Source organism: Flavobacterium sp. Sr18, from assembly GCF_011064265.1.
Lineage (GTDB): Bacteria > Bacteroidota > Bacteroidia > Flavobacteriales > Flavobacteriaceae > Flavobacterium > Flavobacterium petrolei.
Map to the genome: position 1 here is coordinate 3,703,165 of NZ_CP049329.1, position 19,146 is coordinate 3,722,310.

Here is a 19,146-nt window from a genome sequence, read left to right on the forward strand (position 1 = left end):
GGTGTCTTTATACATAATTTTTTCTTTATCGAAAAAATCCGTATCGTGTTATTCTATTAAAAAATAGCGATACCAAAAAAGTATCCTCCTGAGAAAATCTCGAGAGTCACTCTATGCAAGGCGAACACTGAAGAACTACAATTTACATTTCAAATTATATACAATTCGAAAAAAAATCTAATGCTCTTGGTGCTTAAAAAGGTCGGAAAGTTGTTCTTTGATGGAGATTAATCAATTACAATAAGCTTTAGAGATATTGGATTTTTCATGATTTCTATTTTTACATAAAAATAAACAATAATGATTGTGGGGATAAATTGTAAATATAAAACACCAACTTACTGTTTATCAGTGCTTAGAATTTTTATTACGTGAGGAAAATTGCCCTTTATCTTTAATTTTTTTTATCAAGCAGATTTTTGAAATAAATAAAAGTTTTGATGATGGTACATTTTTACATTGTGAAGTTACTGGTGGCGACGGAAAAATTGATTAACAGATTGCATTAATAACACCACCAAATAATGATCCTGGAAAAGGTGATTTAGAATATAGTGAAGTTTCAGAAGGTACTATTTATGTGAAAGAATGGTATTTAACCTATAAATTTCTGAATTTTTTTAGGGTATCTAGTAGTTGAAAATAAATAAGCCTTATGAATACGCAATTAGTTACTTTTAAATCATGAAAATCAATAATAGTTTCAAGCGTTATTGTTGTGGCTAGAGATTGTCATAAAGTAAAGAGATAATAGTAATGCTTATAGGAATCAAAGGGAATGAGTGTCAAGTTTTTTTAGTTGTAATGAGACCACCTTTTAGTTAACCAAACACGTACAATTGAAGATTTCCATATTTTAAATAAATATGGAAAGAAACTTCAAATAGTTAAACATATTACACTTGGATATGCAAATAAAAGCTGCACATTAAGTTACGCTACATTTTTGTAATTAATTTGATCGTTAAGTTCTTCAATAGTTGCATAATTCAATCCAGAATGCCTCCTTTTTCTGTTGTACCAAATTTTAACGCTAAAATATTTATTTGCGATAGAATTTTAAAATGAGGGTCATGGGTTGGAATTTCGGGCGAAGCGCTATCCGGCAAGGTACCTAAGGTTTTTAAGGCTGATTCTAAGGTTTAATAATCAATATAGACGGTGTGTTATTGAGCCAAATACTGTGGGAGTCAATCAGTTTTTTCCAACTTTCTAAACTAATAATCATTAAATCTTGTTGTTCTAAAAATTCTTTTTTGATTATTCTTTCATTCATCATCATAATATGGTTGGGTGCTATTTGTTCTATGGAACGAACTGCTTCTTGAATTTCTCGATTGTTTGTTATCTCTCCAACGGCATCCAAAACCGTAATTTGGGAACCATTATTGTGAATTAGTTTTTGGGCAAACTCAATCAAAAAGGCATCTTCTGTGCCAAAAATAGGCATGAAAACCCGATTGATTTCTTCAAATTTTTTGTCAATAAGAATACCTACTGTCATTTTGCTTTTGGCAATGATTTGTCTTGTCCTCTCATCAAATGGGGAGTTTTCAAACAAACCCTCTTTACCTGTAAACTTATCAATCAATCGATCCGGATTGATAATTCTTGTTGTAAAACCAAGCACTTTCCCCAATAAAGTTCCTTCAAAAATAGATTGTCCCAAGCCTACTAATAACAAGTCATATTCGCCATGGTTTGCTCTATCCGTAATATCCGAATCAATATCATTTGACGCTTTGAAAAGGGTAGTTATTTTTTGATTTAAATTTTTTGATTCCGAAATAACCGGTAAAAATATTTCACGTTCATAATCTTTAACATTAAAAGAGTGCAACTCTGAACTTAAGGATAAATGCATTGCAGTAACAACCGTATTTCCACTTTGTTTTTTGACTAAACTATTGGCAACTTTCAATAAGGTTTTTCCTTTTTCGGCAGTGTTAAAAGAAATCAGCACCTTATACTTACTTTTATTACTAATTTCTTCCGGGACACTACTGTCTTTAGTTTTGAAAAGATAATTGATCAAATCCAAAGCTGGACCCGTCATAAAGGTCGTCGCCAACGCCATAATAACCATCATAGTAAAAATTTCTGTGGACAAAACTCCTAAATCGTATCCAATATTCAGCACGACTAATTCCATCAAACCTCTTGTGTTCATAAGTGTTCCAATGGACAGACTGTCTTTCCAGTTGTGTCCTACGAACTTTGCCGCAAGTGCGCTACCAAAAAATTTACCTACTACAGCAACTAAAATAATCAAACCGGTAATTTTCCATAAATGTGGATCATCAATCAATCCGATTTGGGTTCTTAAACCCGTAAAAACAAAGAACAAAGGAAGCAAAATTACCACTGAAACATCTTCAACCTTTTCGATAAAAATAGTACGGAATTTATTGTTTTCCGGCATGATTGCTCCAGCCAAAAATGCGCCAAATAAAGCATGAATCCCAATTAATTCAGAAGCATAAGAAGACAATAATAATGTCAAAAAGAAAATAGCCACAACTGGTTTGTTCAGACTTTCTTTGGTAGCATTCAAATCACCAACTCTTTTTAGAAAAGGCCGAACCAATTTTAGCATCAGAATTACATAAAATACTGCCAATGCCATAACATACAGGGAACTGGTGAATGAACCAGCTTTTACAATGGCAATTACTGCTGCCAGAATGCACCATGCCGTGATATCATCAGCGGCGGCGCAGGTAATTACAATTGCGCCTAATTTCGTTTTATGAATTCCGCGTTCCCTAACGATTCCAGCCAAAACCGGAAATGCCGTAATGCTCATAGCAATTCCCAGAAATAATCCAAAAGAAAGAAACTCAACACCAGGAGGCGCAAAAGAATGATATATAAAATAAGCAAGTCCTAAACCTAGGGTAAACGGAATAATAATACTGGCGTGACTAATAACCACTGCATCATGCGCTTTGTTTTTCAGTACTTTTAAATCGAGTTCCATTCCAATGACAAACATGAAAAAGATCAACCCAATTTGGCTCAAAAACTGCAAATTGCCTAACGAATCTTTTGGAAACAACATTACTGAAAATTCAGGAAAATACATCCCGATTAAAGAAGGACCTAACACAATCCCCGCAATCATTTCCCCAATTACTGTAGGTTGCCCAATTCTCCTGCAAACCCATCCAAAAAATCGAGCGACTAAAATAATAGTTACAATTTGCGCCAAAAGAATGGCCAATGGGTGCTGCAAATTATTGTTCATCGCCGTTATAAAATCATTCCAATGTCCGTTTTCTTTTTGGTGAGAAACAATATTTTGTCCTACTTCCAACATTTTTCCTTTTAGAATAATCCAATACATTAAAGCCGACGATACCCCTATAATTATTAAATAAAAAAACGAATTTTTAAAACTTCTCATGCAATTTTTTTTAAATTATCAATGCTTTATGATGCAAATATGGGAAGTGAATTTTTGGAAATAAAGAGAAACACATGCTAATTTTCGTCGAATGTAACAAGATGGGAAAACTTTGTAATAAGTTAGATTTTCACTTTTATCAAAAAATCAGATCGATAGGTTTCGCTCAAAATTAATATCGTGAATTTACCATCCTTTTCTTGATGACTAAGTGTAATTTCATTGTGGTTGAAAAATTTTACCGCTGTTATTGCGATGATTTCTTTTTTGTTCACCCTGCAAAAATCAACATTAGGAAGTTGGCTTAAAATCGAATCAAAATTAATATTTTTTAAAATTAGCGAACTGCCATCAACCAGAAATACTTCTTTGTCTCTGCTGTCTGCCACGGCGGTTTTAATGTATTGAATTTGGTTAAAATACAATAAAGCTTTTCCTTTATCAGTGTTCAAATGAATGAATTTTTTTGCGGGTGCAACTGTATTGAACCGCTCCAAAGCCTTTGTAACAGCTTTTTGCAAACGCTCTTTTGTAACCGGTTTTGTGATGTAATCGACAGCGTTTATATCAAATGCTTTAGCAGCATAATCCTTGTATGCAGTGGTAAAAATAACCAATTTGTTTTGCAATAAACTCGCAAGAGTCAACCCGTCGATTCCCGGCATTTCGATATCTGAAATGCACAAATCAAAATCGAGTTCCGGAAATTCAGCCAGTAATTTTTCAGGGTTATTAAATACTTTTACGATTTCTAATTCCGGAATTTGCTCACATAGCATTTTCAGGTATGTCAATCCCAGCAATTCATCGTCCAGCAGCAAGCATTTGAGTTTTGTATTCAAGAAGATTGATTTTTAAGTGCGCAATATAAATGTCATTTTCGACAAATTTATCCAGTTTGAACTGATTTTTATAGATAATTTTCAAACGTTGTTCCAATGTGGTTGCTCCTATACCGCTTCGTTCTTTTTTTAATGCTTTTTTATCTGAGATTTTGTTCGAAACCGTCAAATAAAAACAGTTCTCTTTGAATTCAAATAAAACTGAGATAAAAGCTTCGGCACTTTGCAAATCAGCATGTTTAAAAGCATTTTCTATTAAATCTATCGAAATCAAAGGTGCCAAAAGTGGTTGTTCATAAAGCATTTCACCTTCGTTGATTTTGGTTTTCACTTTCAATTCAAAAAGTGGGCTGACTTTTATTTTATTGATTTCTATCAGGTTCAGCGCAAACTCGATTTCTTCTTTTGGAGAAACAAACTTTTTTTGGCTTTCATATAAAATGTAATCCAGCACATTCGCCAATTTGTCCAACGCAAAATACGTTTGGTACGCGTGTGACTGAATTGAATTGAGAATGTTTTTGAAAAGATGTGGATTCAGTTTGGATTCCAATGTTTCCAACTGCAAATTATTTACTTTCATTTCTAGCAGATGAAATTTTTCTTCAACATTCTTTTTACTCTTTCCCGACTGAATTAATCGATACCCAAGATAGCATAACAATAGGACGAGGATCAGAATAATCGTTAGAAAAAGATAAATCACAACATTACTTTCTTTAATTTTATTCATCTTTTAGATTTGATTCAAAAATACTAAAAAATAATCTTCACACTATTTTTATTTCTTTTAAGAGTTGAATTTTGATTTTTCATTAGTTGGTGTGACAGAAATTAAAATAGAAGACTAGGGCTTATACAGTTTAAACTTAAACATCTAAAAATAATATTTAATTTTGTGTAAATTAATAATTTCTACTATTTTGAAAAACAGCCTTATTTTCGAGGATGAAGAAAACCTTCGCGGACTTCTCGCAAGAATTGTTAAATCAAAAGGATTTGAAGTTTTTGAAGCATCGGATTTAAAATCAGGTTTCAAGAAATTGGAACACAATGATATTGATGTGGTTTTGTGAGATGTCAAACTTCCGGATGGCAACGGCGTTGATTTTGTACAAAAAATTAAACTAGTATTTCCTTTGGATGAGGTCATATTATTAACCGCTTTCGGCAAAATTTCCGATGGTGTTCAAGCCATGAAAAACGGGGCTTTTGATTATATAGTCAAAGGGGATGATAATGACAAAATTATTCCGTTGTTATATAAGGCATTAGAAAAAGTGCAGTTGCAAAAGAAAGTCCAACAATTAGAAAAACGAATTTCTGATAAATATTCATTTGATTCTATTATCGGAAAATCAAAAGGATTGGAACAGGTAATTGATTTGGCTAAAAGAGGTATCCAAAACAGATTCCACCATACTTTTAATGGGTGAAATCGGAACTGGAAAGGAAGTTTTTGCACAAGCCATACATGAAAATCGCAATCGGGTAGGGAAGTCCTTTGTGGTATTGAATTATAGTATTTTTAGTAAATAAATTTTGGAAAGTGAAGTATTCGGACACAAACAAGGGGCTTTCACAGGTGCCTTAAAAGTTAAAAAAGGATTTATTGAAGAAGCCAATGGAGGAACCTTATTTTTGGACGAAATTGGTGAAATACCTATAGAATTGCAGGCTAAATTATTACGGGTTTTAGAAACTAGCGATTATATTCAGATAGGTGATACCACTCCAAAAAAGTCCATTTTTAGATTAATTGCAGCAACCAATCGCGATTTAAAAACCGAAAGCGAAGAACACTGATTCCGTTTGGATCTGTATTTTAGGTTGAATATTTTCGAAATTAAAATTCCACCTTTGCGAGAAAGGATAAAAGATATTGCGCCATTGGCTCATAGTTTTGCATCGTAATTTTCGGCTAAAACAAATAAAAAAACGTTGAGTATCGATATTGAATTTCTTCGTAAACTAGAAACCTATCACTAGCCTAGAAATGTTCGGGAACTTAAAAATGTGATTGAACGTTCCGTTATTTTGGTTAATGGGGAACCTTTAATACAAGACTTGCTACCTTACGAAATGCAACACCAAACCGACAAAGTCGATAAAATAGTATCCGCTTTTTCCATGGGTAGTGTCTAGAAATTGCACATTCAAAAAGTATTAAATTATACTAATGGGAATAAAGCAGAAACGGCACGCTTATTAGAAATAGGAATTGCAGCACTTTATCGGAAATTAGACGAATACAACATTCATTAAAATCATATTATTTTGAGAAAAGCTTATCATTTTGACTGGCTTTTTTTATGCTATTTTTTGGCATGAACACCACAAAGCCTTAATTCATAAAGCTATGACTATAAGTATTTTGGATGATAATTCTCCGGATGATGAAGCAGGAGTAAAAATTGAATATGAATGCGATAAAAGAAAAAAGTGATATTGCAAAACACACGGCAGAGACCGCTAATTTTTGGATAGCAGTAACAGGAACACTTTGCTTTTTGATTGCGTTCAATTTATTAGTGAATTTGCCCAACAATATCGCTAATCCAATAAAAGAACTCAGGGACAGTATCAAACAAATAGCCAACAAAAACTATTCGCAACGTGTGAATTTTATGAATCACAATGAATTTGGGGATTTGGCCAAATAATTCAATACCATGGCAGAATAACTGCAGGAATACAATAATAGTAATCTCTATAAACTGTCATTTGAAAAGAAAAGACTAGAAACCTTAATCAATAATATGCAGGATCCAATCATTGGGTTGAATAATCAAGGATTGGTTTTATTTGCCAATGATGAAGCATTGAAAATCATTGGATTAAAAACGGAAGAAGTAATTGGAAAATTGGCAACAACTCTTGCTCTGACAAATGATTTGATGAAATCGCTAATAATAAATGATTTGTCTAACGAAAAACAGAAATCGCTTCCCATGAAAATTTTTGCTGATGGAAAAGAAAGTTATTTCGAAAAAGAAATAGTAAATATTACGATAAAACCAACAGGAGAAGATCAAACTATTGACGTTGGCGATGTTATTATTTTGAGAAATATTACTGTTTTCAAAGAACTGGATTTTGCTAAAACCAATTTTATTGCTACTGTTTCACACGAATTGAAAACCTCAATTTCATCCATAAAATTAAGTTTACAATTACTTGAAAAAGTAGAAACAGGAAACATTAATGAAGACCAAAAGCAAATAATCGAAAGTATAAAAGACGGTAGTCAGCGGTTATTAAAAATTACTGGCGAACTATTGGAATTGTCGCAGTTAGAAACAGGAAATATTAAACTGAATATGGAGAAGAGTAATCCCTATGAAATTATTAACTACGCTACCGAAGCCGTAAAAGTGCAAGCAGAGCAAAAGCAAATAGAACTAGTTATTGAAAGGGAACAAAATTTACCGGATATAAAAGCGGATAGCGAGAAAACTGCTTGGGTTTTGATTAATTTTTTAACCAATGCAATTGCGTATTCAACAGAAAACAGTACGATAATTGTAAAACTTAAAAATGAAAACAATCAGGTAGTTTTTCAAGTAAGTGATACTGGAAAAGGAATTGATTCCCGTTATAAAACTAAAATTTTTGATAAATATTTTCAAGTTCCTAGTAGCCAAAAATCGGGAACAGGACTTGGTTTAGCTATAAGCAAAGAATTTATAGAAGCACAAAACGGAACTATTGGAGTTGAAAGTGAATTGGGTCTGGGCAGTACTTTTTATTTTAAATTGGGTACTGTATGATTAAGTATTTAAATTTAGATAAACTATAAAAGTTAGTAATAATGGTCTTCGGATTAAAAGCAGTACATTTTCTTTTTGGCTTGGATTAGTAGGTGTGAAACTACTCTTAATTGGGTATAAAAAAAGGCTCGCCTGGATTAAAATCTTTAGCGAGCCTTAAAAAAAAAACAAACTTATTTCTGATTCTCTAAGCGGTAAGAAGTTGTTTCGGTGTAGGTTTTTCCAAATTGATCAGTTGCTTTAATCTCGATTTTATGTGCACCTATTTCAAGATTCGTTGGAATTTTTCCTCTCCAAAGGTGCTTGCTTTCGATAGGATTAGACGAGCGTCTTCCGGGAATTAATTCTTCGGTTAGATCCCATTCATAAACCTCCGTCGCATAAGATGGATCTATTTCTTCAACATAGTCCATTGCTTTCCAGTCGCCTTGATCTACTCGGTATTCGAGTTTGTCATTTTTACTTCCCATAAAGAAATTCACATAAATTCCAGATCGGGTAGGACGTCCTTTTTCAACTACTTTGGGGGCGAAAATGTCCATTTGGTAGGTTTTGGATTTACCCGCAACTTTATAATCCAGACTGTATTGATTTCCGTTAAAATTAATAAATGCATACCCTTTTGGAGTTCCATCGCGCATGGTCGAAACCGGAACTCCTTCGGAATTCAGTTTTCCGGAATACCAATCTCCGGAAGTGGTTCCAACATTGTAATGATGATGCGGTTTTTCCTGCAACCAACCTTCGGTTTTTCCAAAGTAATCTTGGCGTTGAATGTGGGTATGGGCCGAAAGAGAAAGGGTGTTTGGAAAATCTTTTAAAAGTTCAAATAACTGATCCCGATCTGCATCTCTGAAAGTATCTTCATCGGCAGGTTCACTTATCGGAATATGAAAAGCCAATACTATTAAATGCTCTTTTGGAACCAGTTTTAAATCATTAGCGATGAAATTCAATTGATTTGCTGTAAAACCACCCCAATATCCTTTTTGATTTCGGGGGTCAGGATAAAGTACATTATCCATTACGATAAAATGGACTTTCCCATAATTGAAGGCATAATTGGCAGGACCAAAATGGGCTTCATAGGTTTCATCGGCCTTTTCATCCGTGGTGGCATCAAAATTAAGATCATGATTTCCCAGTAAATTATACCACGTAATTCCAGCTTTTTTTACCGCTTTTATGTATGGATTAAAAAGAGCAAGGTCATTACCCACCAAATCGCCCAGACTTAATCCGAAAGGGACATTTTTAATGCCTTCCACCTCCGCTACAATCCCTTTGGCAAAAAAGTCGACTTCAGCCTGGGTGTAGGGTTGTGGATCTCCAAAAATAAGGGCTGTAAACTGTTCCTTTTCTTCTTGGGGAACTAAACCAAAATCGACTGATTTAGGCAGTTTTCCGCTAGGATCTACTCCCTTGAATTTTAACTGAGGAGAACCCTTGGGTTTGTGATTATAAAAAAATTGAGGCAGATTATTTTCATCCACGCCTACTGCATAGTTGGCGGGTTTTATTACGGCTATGATTGCATCATCGCTAATAGGCAAGTTGTATTTTCCTTTTTTATCGGTGAGGACCACTTCGAGTCCGTTAGTTACGGAAACATTGGCAATTCCTTTTTCATTTCGATCTTTTTTGCCGTTCTGATTGTGGTCTTCAAAAACAAAACCCTGAACGTTTGTTTGTGCCATAATTCCTATTGAAAATAGCAAGGCACAAGTTGATAATATTGATTTTTTCATCATTTATTTTTAATTAAGATTTTATTTGTCCCACCAAACTTTAGTGTTGATATCATCCGTACCTAACATTTGAACTGCTTTAAGGTAATTTTGCTGGTTGTTGATTTGAATGCTCGTCGGATAGGAAAAACGGGAAGGCATAAGTCCGTTATTCTCCAAGGCAGTCGTTTTTGGAAGAATAGGAAATCCTGTTCTACGGTATTCAAACCACTGTTGGTAATCGATAAAATAGAGCGCATAATACTTTTGAAGCATTATTTTTTCTAAAGTACCATCATAAGCTGCCAATGAATTTTGGAAATAAGCAGTGGGTATTTGGGCTCCTAATTGCTCCATGGCTGCCTGAACTCCTTTTTTATAATGCAATTCGGCATCCGCAGTAAATCCTCTTTGTGCCATTTCGGCTTTTATAAAGGCTACTTCGGCATAGGTCATTAGGAAAATATTCATCGGATTGGTAATCTGCGCTGGATTAAAAGTAGAAGCATTGTAGGTAAACTGAGATTCAGCACCTGAATAGGCGCTGGGAATTCCTTTGTAGCCTATGGAAACATTGTTCAAGTCTCTTGCAACACCTGCAATAACAGGTCTTCGGGGATCGGCCATGGTGTTAAGATTATCAATAAAAAAGGAGGCTATTTTTACGTTTAAGTTAAAATCCTGCGGTCTTCCCCAAGGGGAAACGTTAGGGGTTACTCCAGTGACTTTTAAGATGGCAGATTCGGAAGTATTTTCAAAAACAGGGTATTGGACTGGATTTTGAATCATCGTAGCCAATTTTTGAAAAGCATTGGTTTCCGTACGGTTGGAGATTCTCAATAACAAACGCATTTGAAGGGAATTAGTAAACTTTCTCCATTTCGTGACATTGTTCTGGAAGAGTATGTCACTGGCATAAATCATTGGAGTAGTGGTATTATACAGGGTATTGGCCCGCTCTAAATCAGCTAAAATGGTTGTGTAAATCAATTCTTGAGAATCAAATGCAGGATAGAGATTGCCTTCCTCACCGTTTACGGCTTCGGTCATGGGAACTGGTCCAAAAATATCCGTAAGGTTCGCATACACCCAAGCATTTAACGTCAGTGCAATAGCTTCATAATTACGATCTTCTGCTTGTATGGCAGCGGTCTTCATTTCCTTAATATTATTGAGCCATTTGTAATAATTTGCCCAAGACGAATAGCCTATTTCCTGGCTTAAATCGTAGCGGTGAAGCCCTCCGGAAACGCTAGGAAAGGGTAGCGATACCTGCATTAAATCGAAAGTGACACTGGCACTTCTATTGGCATTGTGTGTAGCCAGGCCATAAATGATGGGGTTTATTAAAGTTCCCGGACTTATTTGGGCAATCCGATTTGGATCTTCATTGAGTTCACTAAAATCACCTGTGCAAGCTACGCTTAGCAGTATTAAGGCTAAAGTTCCCGTAAAAATTTTTATCTTATTCATCTTTAAATATTAGTTTAGAAATTCACTTTTAAGTTAAAACCATAGGTAGCCGGTGTGGGCATTTGCCCCATTTCGATACCCGGTAAAATAGTATCTCCATTTAAGGCTGCCGTTTCCGGATCGAAAATAGGAAAGTCAGAAAGAACCGCTAAGTCTCTACCGAAAACAGAGAGATTTAAGCTTGTGATGCCTGTATTTTTAAGCCAAGCAGATGAGATGGTGTATTGCAGACTTACTTCTCTTAATTTTACGTACGAAGCTTCAAAAGAATTAGATTCAATATTGGCTCTGCGGTAATACCGGGCGTACCAGTCTGGAGTCAGTGCTTCAGTAGTATTTTGAGAATACGTACGGTCTGCATTTAAAATAACTCCTTCTCCTACAATCACTCCTTCTTCACGTCCTTTCATGGTGGACATTAGTTTTCCCATTTCAGATAGTTTATGATGCGTTTGAGAATAAATTATACCGCCAAGTTGACCATCCAGCATAACATTTAAACCGATATTTCCAAATTTAAAGCTGTTGTACAATCCTGCTTTCCAATCGGGTGTTGCATCGCCTATGTATTGTATTTCATCCGGATAAGCTGGCAAGCCCGCATTGTCATATACAATCTGTCCGTCAGGAGATCGTACGAAACCATAGCCGTAAATAGCGGTTGTTGTACCACCTTCTTTGGCAATTAAGGTTGCTGTACCTCCTGATCCAGTGGTCTGTTGGCCCTGAATACCATCGGCAAGTTCCATAACGCGATTCCAGTTTTTAGACCAGGTTAGGGTTGTAGACCACTTAAATTGATCCATATTGACGATTTTTCCAGTTAGGGTGAGTTCGATACCTCGATTTCGAACTTCGCCTGAATTCATGATCCCGGAACTGAATCCCGTTGTGATGTCCAAGGGAACAGAAATGATTTGGTTTTTAGTCGTTGTCTGATACACCGTTGTATCAAAATTGATTCTATTTTTGAATAACCGTCCTTCAAAACCAGTTTCAAAACTAGTGGTGATTTCCGGTTTAAAATTGGCATTGTACAACGTTGACGGCGCTACTGCGGAACTTGCAAAGGCAGATTGATCGTAGTATTTACTGGTTCTGTACGGATCAGTATCATTACCTACTTGAGCAAGGGACAATCGGTATTTGAAATACTCTAAAGATTTAGGGAAGTTGAAAATATCAGAAAGAATAAAACTGGTATTTACAGATGGGTAAAAGAAAGAATTATTTTGCTCCGGTAACGTACTGGACCAGTCGTTTCTGCCTGTTAGATCCAAGAAAATCTGATCTTTAAATGAGAAGGAAAACAGTCCATATAAACTGTTGACTTTTTTATAACTGTCATTTACGCTGATGATAGGATTGCTGACACCGTTGGCCAATTTGTAAACATTAGGAACGACCAAGCCTTCAACAGCAGCATCCATTCTTTGGTATTTATAGCTCATGGCATTTCCTCCAGCTGAAGCAGAAAAGGAGAAATCTGTAGACAGTTTATTTTTGTAAGTCAATAAAAAATCAGAATTTACTTCTTGCATAAAAACATCCTGAGTTTTAAAGAATCCTTTTGCATAGCGATTGATGCTATAGGGTCTTTTTTGTTCCCGATCCTGATGATAGGTGTTTAAAGCGGTTCTCAGTAAAAGATCTAAATTAGGTGCTAACTGGATTGTAGCATTCAAATTACCTACGATTTGGTTACTCGCTAAAGAGTTTGTAGCTTGATTGGCAATCAGGAAGGGATTATCAATAAAACTACTGAAGGGTTGCAGCTGTTGGATTTGATTCTGGCCTTGTTTCCAAATGGGTTTGTACCAATCGAGATCTACATTTGGATTTTGGAAAATTGTAAAGTAGCCGATTGAGCCATTATTATAACCGGTACTTGGTAAATTCTCACTGTCTCTGTTGTTGTAATTGATTACCGAAGCAATTTTAATCTTATCGGAGATTTTATAATCAGCATTTACAGAAGCCGTTATTCTTTCAAATCCAGTATTGGGCATAATCCATTCATTTTTTGAATGACCAATAGACATTCTCATGGATCCATTTTTGTCCCCTCCCTGAAGCGTAATACTATTGTTTATAGTAGTTCCGGTACGCCAGAAATCTTTAATATTATTCTTATAAGGAATCCAAGGGGTTCTTTCGGCTCCCTGCCCCTGGGTTTGTGGATCGTATTGAAAATAAGATTGTCCGTCGAATTTTGGTCCCCAGGCGCTACTGGTAGAACCTGTATTGTTTCCATCGGCAGAACTTAAATAGGAATAATACGGATTTCCACTTTTGTCAAATGATTTTCCGGTACCCTGACCGTATTCATATTGGTAATCTGGCCAACGTTGGATGACGTCAAAAGTGATTCCTGTGTTGTAGCTAATTCCAAGGCCTTTATTCTTTTTACCGGATTTAGTCGTAATGATTAGCGCCCCATTTGCCGCACGACTTCCATAAAGTGCAGTCGCTCCAGGCCCTTTTAAGACTGTTACATTTTCGATATCATCCATATTAAGATCTGAAATACCGTTTCCAAAATCAACAGGAGAATCGCTACCCATATAGGCACTATCTGATCCTGAACTGGTTATCTTACTGTTGATGGGAACGCCATCTACAACAATTAAGGCATTATTACCATTGGGATTCAGCGAATTATTTCCTCTCAAGGTAATTTGTTGAGAATTTAAAGGACCCGATCCTGATGAAACAATATTCAAACCGGCCACTTTTCCTTTTAAACCAGAGGACCAATTGTTCGGAGCGGTTTGTGCTAGGTTATCGGCACTAATAGTTTGCTGCGAAAAACCCAGTTGTTTTTCCTGCCTTTTAATTCCTAATGCGGTTATCACTACCTCGTTAAGCGTATTGGTGCTCTCTATCAATCGGATTACTAATGAGGTTGAATTATTTGCAGGTACTTCTTTGTCATCAAATCCGATGTAGGAAATTACCAAGACTGAGTTAGTATTTGATGTTTTTAGACTAAAATTTCCATCAAAATCAGTTGTGGTGTTGTTTGTAGTTCCTTTTTCTAAAACGGTTGCACCCGGTAATGGCATCCCTTTGGCATCATTCACTTTTCCACGGACGAGCTGCTGGATTGAAAGAGATTTGGTAACCGAAATGGTATTGTTGATGCGGTGAAATTGAAAGCCTGTCTGGGCAGTGATTTTATTTAAAATAGTATGTATACTTTTCTTATTTACTACTAAAGTTAAACGTTGTTTTGAAGAAGAGATTGTTTCGTCAAAGACAAAGGTATAGCGGGTCTTTTTTTCCAAGATATCAAATACTTCTATAACTTGAGCTTCTTTTATGTCGATAGAGAGATTTTCATCCTCGTTATTTACCATAGTAAAAGGCATTGCATGCGTCTGAGAAAACAGGAAGAGGAAACTTAACAGATACAGGTATTTTTTTAATTTCATGCAAAAAAGAAATTGGATTTTCAAATTCATTGTAATGATTTTTTAAGTATTTAATTATTTTGTTTTTATAGGATCTCCATGCGAATGCAACTCAATTATTGATTTCAATAGCGAATTCCAACAATTACTTCTTTCGGTTTTCTCGTATAAAAATTTTATTTGGGGTTTCAAAATCGATTTCTAGTTGCTTCACTTCAGCGATACTTTTGAGGATAGTAGTAATGTTCTCCTCTTTAAATTTTCCTGAGATGCGGAGTTGTTCTAATTCCGGATTGTCAAAAAGGATGGTAACGTCAAATTTATTTCTCAAAATTTCAGCAGTTTCGCCAAGGCTTGTATTTTCGAGTATCACAATGTTTTTGGTCCAAGCCAAGAAGTCTTGCCGGGAATTGTTTGAAAGCTGAGGGACTTGTGATTTTTGAAAACGTAATTGTTGATTTTTGATTAGGTAAATCTTTTGACTCGGATTTTCTTTTGAATTTACTTCCACTTTTCCCGAAAGAACACTGATGGTGTTGGTATAATTCTCATACGCTCTAATGGTAAAAGAAGTACCTAAAACTTTAGTTTTGAATTGGGAAGTTTCTATTGTAAAAGGACTTTTTGGATTTCGTACCACCTTAAAATATGCTTCTCCTTTGAGGACAAGCTTTCGGTTGTCTTTGAAGTCGGTCGAGTAGGTGATGCTGCTATTGGCATTTAGTATTAGCTGACTCCCATCAGGTAAAAAGAGTGTTTTTATTTCTCCTTTGGCAGCGGATTGTGTTAGGAGGCTTTTACTTGTTGATTGGGTTATCAAAAAAGGAATTCCAAGTAACAGAATGGCAATTGCTGCGATTGTAGCTGTTTTAAAATACAGAGACCGAAGTTTGCCTTTTGGTGTATTAATTTCAGTATTAATCTTACGCAGTATAGCATTCCTTTTTTCCTCGGTTAAAGAAAGGATTACACTGTTTTGCTCTTTCTCCATTTGTTTTAAGAAGAAGGTTTCTACAGCTTCTTTTTCAGATGGAGAGCATTTATTGTGGGCATATTTTTGGGCTAATGCGATGAAGTCTTCTTTTTGCAAAATGGGTCTTTTTACTATAAGTACCCGCTTCTATTCTTTTTACGTAGTAGAAAATTTAGTCTTAAAGATTTGTTAACAGAAGTGGAGGCGGATTAACATTGCAGCAACATTCCCGTAATAAAAACTGAGAATTGATAGGGGTCGATCTTCATTTTAAGTAGTTTCAATGCATCACTTATATGTTTTTCTACTGTGCGGACTGATAAGCCTAATTTTTGGGCTATTTCAATATTGGTGTAATGCTCCAATCGGCTAAGAATTAATACTTCCTGACTTCTGGGAAGTAATTTTTTGATTTCATTAAAAATTCCGGCTTCAAATTCTTGATATACTAAATGTTTGTCGGTTCTAGAAGGATGCGGAATGTTTTGGAGTATTTCAAGATGTCCGGAATCAAATTTTAAATCCCGAATGTGATTAGCAATTTTGTATTTGACGGCTCGAAGTAAGTAGCCTTCTAAATTATCGATAGAAGTTGTGGCAGATTTTTCCCAGAGACTGATAAAGATTTCCTGAACAATGTCTTCGCAAATGGCTTCTTCTTTATAGATTTTAAAAGCAAAGGAATACAATCTTTTCCAATAACGGTCAAATAAGACTTCAAAGGCAAGCTGATCCTGGCGCTGCAGTCTTTTTTGCAGTTCCGTGTCTGATAATAGCACTAGTGTTGTTTTCATTCTTTTGTAGTTGCTACAAATGAAATCTATTTTAGATTGTTGAAATTCGAATTGAGTTTAAGCTATGGTTAACGAATGTCGATGATTTGTGCCAATCTGGTGGTTTAAAAATGTTTAGTGGCTTCCGATTTATCGAATTTCTGTAGCACTTCAGTTTGTGAGGTCGGGAGACCATCGAATAGGAATCCCGACTTTTAAGGATCGCTTTACTCGCTCCATAAATCAACCTCGGATAAATCAAAATTTTTCGATAAAAGAAAGTTTTCAATACGAGCTGGAAACGAAAAAAATATTATCGTAATTTGAGGTAGGATTTTGTGAAGAAGAGATTAGAAAAAGTTGGAAAGAAGGTTTACAAAACTTCAATAGTAAGAAAGAAATATCTAATTCATAAAGAAAAATAAAAGGAGATGAAGATGAAAAAAAAATCAATATTCCTACTCTAATTATTCTTGTTAACAAATTTCGCACAGCAATTGGGTTTAATTTCGCTATCACTGTGAAAATTCCTATCCAATTCCAATTTAAAATGACCATCTCCATTTTTTGATAAAAACTACTTTTATTACTTATAATTAAGGTTAAAAATCCGCAGTACCGCCAATGTGAATATCCTAAGAAAATTAGAACAGAAAGTTAAGAAAAATCGTGACGTAAGCTAAATATTTTTCTGTTTGTCACCAATATGATTAGACTCACTATCTTTTTAGAATTTAACATATAATTTATTTAATACTTTAAAGGATTTGAACCGTAAACTCAGTAAACACAAGAGGTTCTTAATCAATTAAAACTATCGACGATTTTGTCAAACCAAAAAAAGCTTGTAAAATTAGTACTTTTCAGGCTTTTTCTTTTTTTTGTGACCCTGGTGGGACAATTTTCGAACTACTTTTTAGAAGATTTGAAGCTTTTAAGAATGTTATCATTTGTTGATTCAAACTAACTATCCAATTAAGTTTATTCTTAACCCAAGATCCACTTTAACTTAGCTTATTCAATTTCCAAAAAAATGTCTATTAACAATTCTATAACAATATCGTGTCGATTTGATGGTATTGAAAACTAGGGGTATTTCTCTTATTTTGACTCCTATTAGTAAAGAGAATTTTTATGTTGAATGTAAGTCAGAAGGAAAAAAAATGTGTGCGGTATCTTGCCAATGAAATGACAAAAGCAGAGCGATCTGTATTTGAAATCGAATTGTCTTTAGACGATAATTTACTTGTTGTTTTTGAAAATTTTCAAACAATTTGGATTAGTTATCCCAAGAATAAATTACCAAAGCAAACTATTTGTTTTGAAGAAATTCTTGCTAGATCCAGCAAATCAGAGAGAGTTAAATCTGTAAAATTTTCCATAAAAAGAAAGGCAGTTCTTTCGACAGCATTCCTAGTTGTTTTTTGTTTAGGTTTCTATTTTATCGGAAACACTCAATCTGAATACACCAATCATAGAATTGCACCAAAAGGACAGCGGCTTACTTTCATTTTACCGGATAGTAGTACTGTTATTTTAAATGCGGGCAGCGAAGTTAAATATTCAAGTGATTTTGGAGAACAAAGAAGTATTTGGTTGAAAGGAGAAGCTTTTTTTAAAGTTACGAAAAATATCAATTCTCCTTTTATTGTTCAGACTAATGATTTTGATGTAAAGGTATTAGGAACAGAATTTAATGTTAATAGCACTACTATCAATCAAACTGTTTCTTTAGCGAAAGGAAAAGTAAATGTATTGCTTAAAGAGAGTAAGGATGAAATAAATCTGGTGCCAAATGAAGAGTTAGTATGGAATTCTAAAACCAATTTAGTAATCAAGCGAAATTTTGATGTGAATAAGGTATCTGCATGGAAAGATAATATTCTCCTTTTAGATGATGAGAAATTTCAAGATGTACTTCCAAAGATTAATCAATTCTATGGAGTGAATTTTATTATTAAAGATTCTACCATTGCTAATCAGCATATAAAAGGTGCTTTTAAAAGCCAGACAATTGATGAATTTATAACTTCTTTAGAGTTTATTTCAGATGTAAGTATAAGAAAAACCATTCGAAATAACATCGAAATAACCAAGTATCATGAAAATTAACCAAACAAAAATGGGCAGTAGTGATTGCTTTTCAGACGATTATTTATTTCAGCAAATTCGAAATGGTCAATACGAGGCAATGGAACTTTTCTTTAATAGGTATTATATGCCTTTGTGTCGTTTTGGAATGAGTTATGAATCGAATTCTTGTCTTGTTGAAGAAAAAGTGGCTGATATTTTCATTCAGTTGTGGACCAATAGAAATATTCTTGATAAAATTAAAAACCCTAAATCTTATATCTATGTAATCGTGAAAAACAGTTTAAAAACAGCACGTAAATCAGAACAGTTTTACCAACAAATTGATGAAACTAAACCTATAAATTCTATGTTTTCGCCGAGTCGAGAACAAGAAATTATTGAAAATGAACAAAAAGAAATGAAAACTAATTTGATCCATGAAATATTAGATATTATTCCTAAAAAATCACGTCAAGCTTTTGAACTCAGCAGAATTGACGGATTAAAATACAAAGAAATTGCAGAAATTTTAAACGTCACTCCCAAAACAGTGGAAAACCACATAGCACTCGCACTCAAATATATTAGTAAAGCTCTGGAATCCTATAAAAAAGAAGGAGTTCTTAACTCTATTTAAATAGTTGTAGAAAAAAATAACTTTTTTAATATCAGCTTTAGTTTGTTAAAACAATCAAT

12 protein-coding genes and 1 pseudogene are annotated in these 19,146 nt (G+C 34.5%); 5 read left to right on the forward strand and 8 right to left on the reverse strand.

Translation table 11 applies throughout. The features are described 5' to 3' along the window. Nucleotides 1–1,135: 1,135 nt before the first annotated feature. The 3 genes from G7A72_RS16150 to G7A72_RS16160 form a co-directional block, all read right to left on the reverse strand. Entirely contained in the window at nucleotides 1,136–3,406 is a 2,271-nt protein-coding gene (locus G7A72_RS16150; RefSeq protein WP_165153454.1) for a cation:proton antiporter, read from the reverse strand. A gap of 122 nt (nucleotides 3,407–3,528) precedes the next feature. Beyond that, entirely contained in the window at nucleotides 3,529–4,248 is a 720-nt protein-coding gene (locus tag G7A72_RS16155) for a LytTR family DNA-binding domain-containing protein (protein WP_165153456.1), read from the reverse strand. Further along, nucleotides 4,211–4,981 (reverse strand): sensor histidine kinase, encoded by a 771-nt coding sequence (locus G7A72_RS16160; protein WP_165153458.1) that lies wholly within the window; start codon nucleotides 4,979–4,981, stop codon nucleotides 4,211–4,213. Before G7A72_RS16160 ends, G7A72_RS16155 begins: the two co-directional genes overlap by 38 nt. A gap of 190 nt (nucleotides 4,982–5,171) precedes the next feature. On the opposite strand from G7A72_RS16160, the pseudogene G7A72_RS16165 reads away from it, so the two are divergent. The 3 genes and pseudogenes from G7A72_RS16165 to G7A72_RS16170 all read left to right on the forward strand — a co-directional run bounded on the left by G7A72_RS16165 (nucleotide 5,172) and on the right by G7A72_RS16170 (nucleotide 8,018). Then, a pseudogene (locus G7A72_RS16165) lies at nucleotides 5,172–6,513 on the forward strand (sigma-54-dependent transcriptional regulator). Nucleotides 6,514–6,668: 155 nt separating this feature from the next. Next, a complete protein-coding gene (locus tag G7A72_RS16660) occupies nucleotides 6,669–6,911 on the forward strand; it encodes a HAMP domain-containing protein (protein WP_241258544.1) in 243 nt (80 codons plus the stop codon). A 54-nt stretch (nucleotides 6,912–6,965) separates the two neighbouring features. Further along, nucleotides 6,966–8,018, forward strand: a complete 1,053-nt coding sequence (locus G7A72_RS16170) for a cell wall metabolism sensor histidine kinase WalK (protein WP_256371172.1) — start codon at nucleotides 6,966–6,968, stop codon at nucleotides 8,016–8,018. A 173-nt stretch (nucleotides 8,019–8,191) separates the two neighbouring features. Here the strand turns inward: G7A72_RS16170 and G7A72_RS16175 are convergent, their stop codons facing one another. The 5 genes from G7A72_RS16175 to G7A72_RS16195 form a co-directional block, all read right to left on the reverse strand. After that, nucleotides 8,192–9,766: a calcineurin-like phosphoesterase family protein gene (locus tag G7A72_RS16175; protein WP_165153460.1), complete on the reverse strand. Its 1,575-nt coding sequence runs from the start codon at nucleotides 9,764–9,766 to the stop codon at nucleotides 8,192–8,194. A gap of 21 nt (nucleotides 9,767–9,787) precedes the next feature. Further along, the gene (locus tag G7A72_RS16180) at nucleotides 9,788–11,218 is read right to left on the reverse strand and encodes a SusD/RagB family nutrient-binding outer membrane lipoprotein (protein WP_165153462.1); all 1,431 of its coding nucleotides are present in this window, start codon (nucleotides 11,216–11,218) and stop codon (nucleotides 9,788–9,790) included. Nucleotides 11,219–11,232: 14 nt separating this feature from the next. Continuing rightward, nucleotides 11,233–14,682: a SusC/RagA family TonB-linked outer membrane protein gene (locus G7A72_RS16185; protein WP_165153464.1), complete on the reverse strand. Its 3,450-nt coding sequence runs from the start codon at nucleotides 14,680–14,682 to the stop codon at nucleotides 11,233–11,235. 94 nt (nucleotides 14,683–14,776) lie between these two features. Continuing rightward, on the reverse strand, nucleotides 14,777–15,721 hold the full coding sequence (locus tag G7A72_RS16190; RefSeq protein ID WP_165153466.1) for a FecR family protein: 945 nt from the start codon (nucleotides 15,719–15,721) through the stop codon (nucleotides 14,777–14,779). Between the two features lie 92 nt (nucleotides 15,722–15,813). Beyond that, nucleotides 15,814–16,398 carry an RNA polymerase sigma factor gene (locus G7A72_RS16195; RefSeq protein ID WP_165153468.1) on the reverse strand — a complete coding sequence of 195 codons (585 nt, stop codon included), beginning with the start codon at nucleotides 16,396–16,398 and terminating at the stop codon, nucleotides 15,814–15,816. Nucleotides 16,399–17,565: 1,167 nt separating this feature from the next. Between G7A72_RS16195 and G7A72_RS16200 the strand changes: the two genes are divergently transcribed. Then, nucleotides 17,566–18,489 carry a FecR family protein gene (locus G7A72_RS16200; RefSeq protein ID WP_165153470.1) on the forward strand — a complete coding sequence of 308 codons (924 nt, stop codon included), beginning with the start codon at nucleotides 17,566–17,568 and terminating at the stop codon, nucleotides 18,487–18,489. Beyond that, a complete protein-coding gene (locus G7A72_RS16205) occupies nucleotides 18,479–19,087 on the forward strand; it encodes a sigma-70 family RNA polymerase sigma factor (protein WP_165153472.1) in 609 nt (202 codons plus the stop codon). The genes G7A72_RS16200 and G7A72_RS16205 overlap by 11 nt, the downstream gene beginning before the upstream one ends. The last annotated feature ends 59 nt before the right edge of the window (nucleotides 19,088–19,146 follow it).

Excerpts from the sequence above, each read along its gene's own strand:
- G7A72_RS16150 (WP_165153454.1), bottom strand. The coding sequence starts at position 3,406 with ATGAGAAGTTTTAAAAATTCGTTTTTTTATTTAATAATTATAGGGGTA.
- G7A72_RS16160 (WP_165153458.1), bottom strand. The coding sequence starts at position 4,981 with ATGAATAAAATTAAAGAAAGTAATGTTGTGATTTATCTTTTTCTAACG.
- G7A72_RS16660 (WP_241258544.1), top strand. The coding sequence starts at position 6,669 with ATGAATGCGATAAAAGAAAAAAGTGATATTGCAAAACACACGGCAGAG.
- G7A72_RS16175 (WP_165153460.1), bottom strand. The coding sequence starts at position 9,766 with ATGAAAAAATCAATATTATCAACTTGTGCCTTGCTATTTTCAATAGGA.
- G7A72_RS16180 (WP_165153462.1), bottom strand. The coding sequence starts at position 11,218 with ATGAATAAGATAAAAATTTTTACGGGAACTTTAGCCTTAATACTGCTA.
- G7A72_RS16185 (WP_165153464.1), bottom strand. The coding sequence starts at position 14,682 with ATGAATTTGAAAATCCAATTTCTTTTTTGCATGAAATTAAAAAAATAC.
- G7A72_RS16195 (WP_165153468.1), bottom strand. The coding sequence starts at position 16,398 with ATGAAAACAACACTAGTGCTATTATCAGACACGGAACTGCAAAAAAGA.
- G7A72_RS16200 (WP_165153470.1), top strand. The coding sequence starts at position 17,566 with ATGACAAAAGCAGAGCGATCTGTATTTGAAATCGAATTGTCTTTAGAC.
- G7A72_RS16205 (WP_165153472.1), top strand. The coding sequence starts at position 18,479 with ATGAAAATTAACCAAACAAAAATGGGCAGTAGTGATTGCTTTTCAGAC.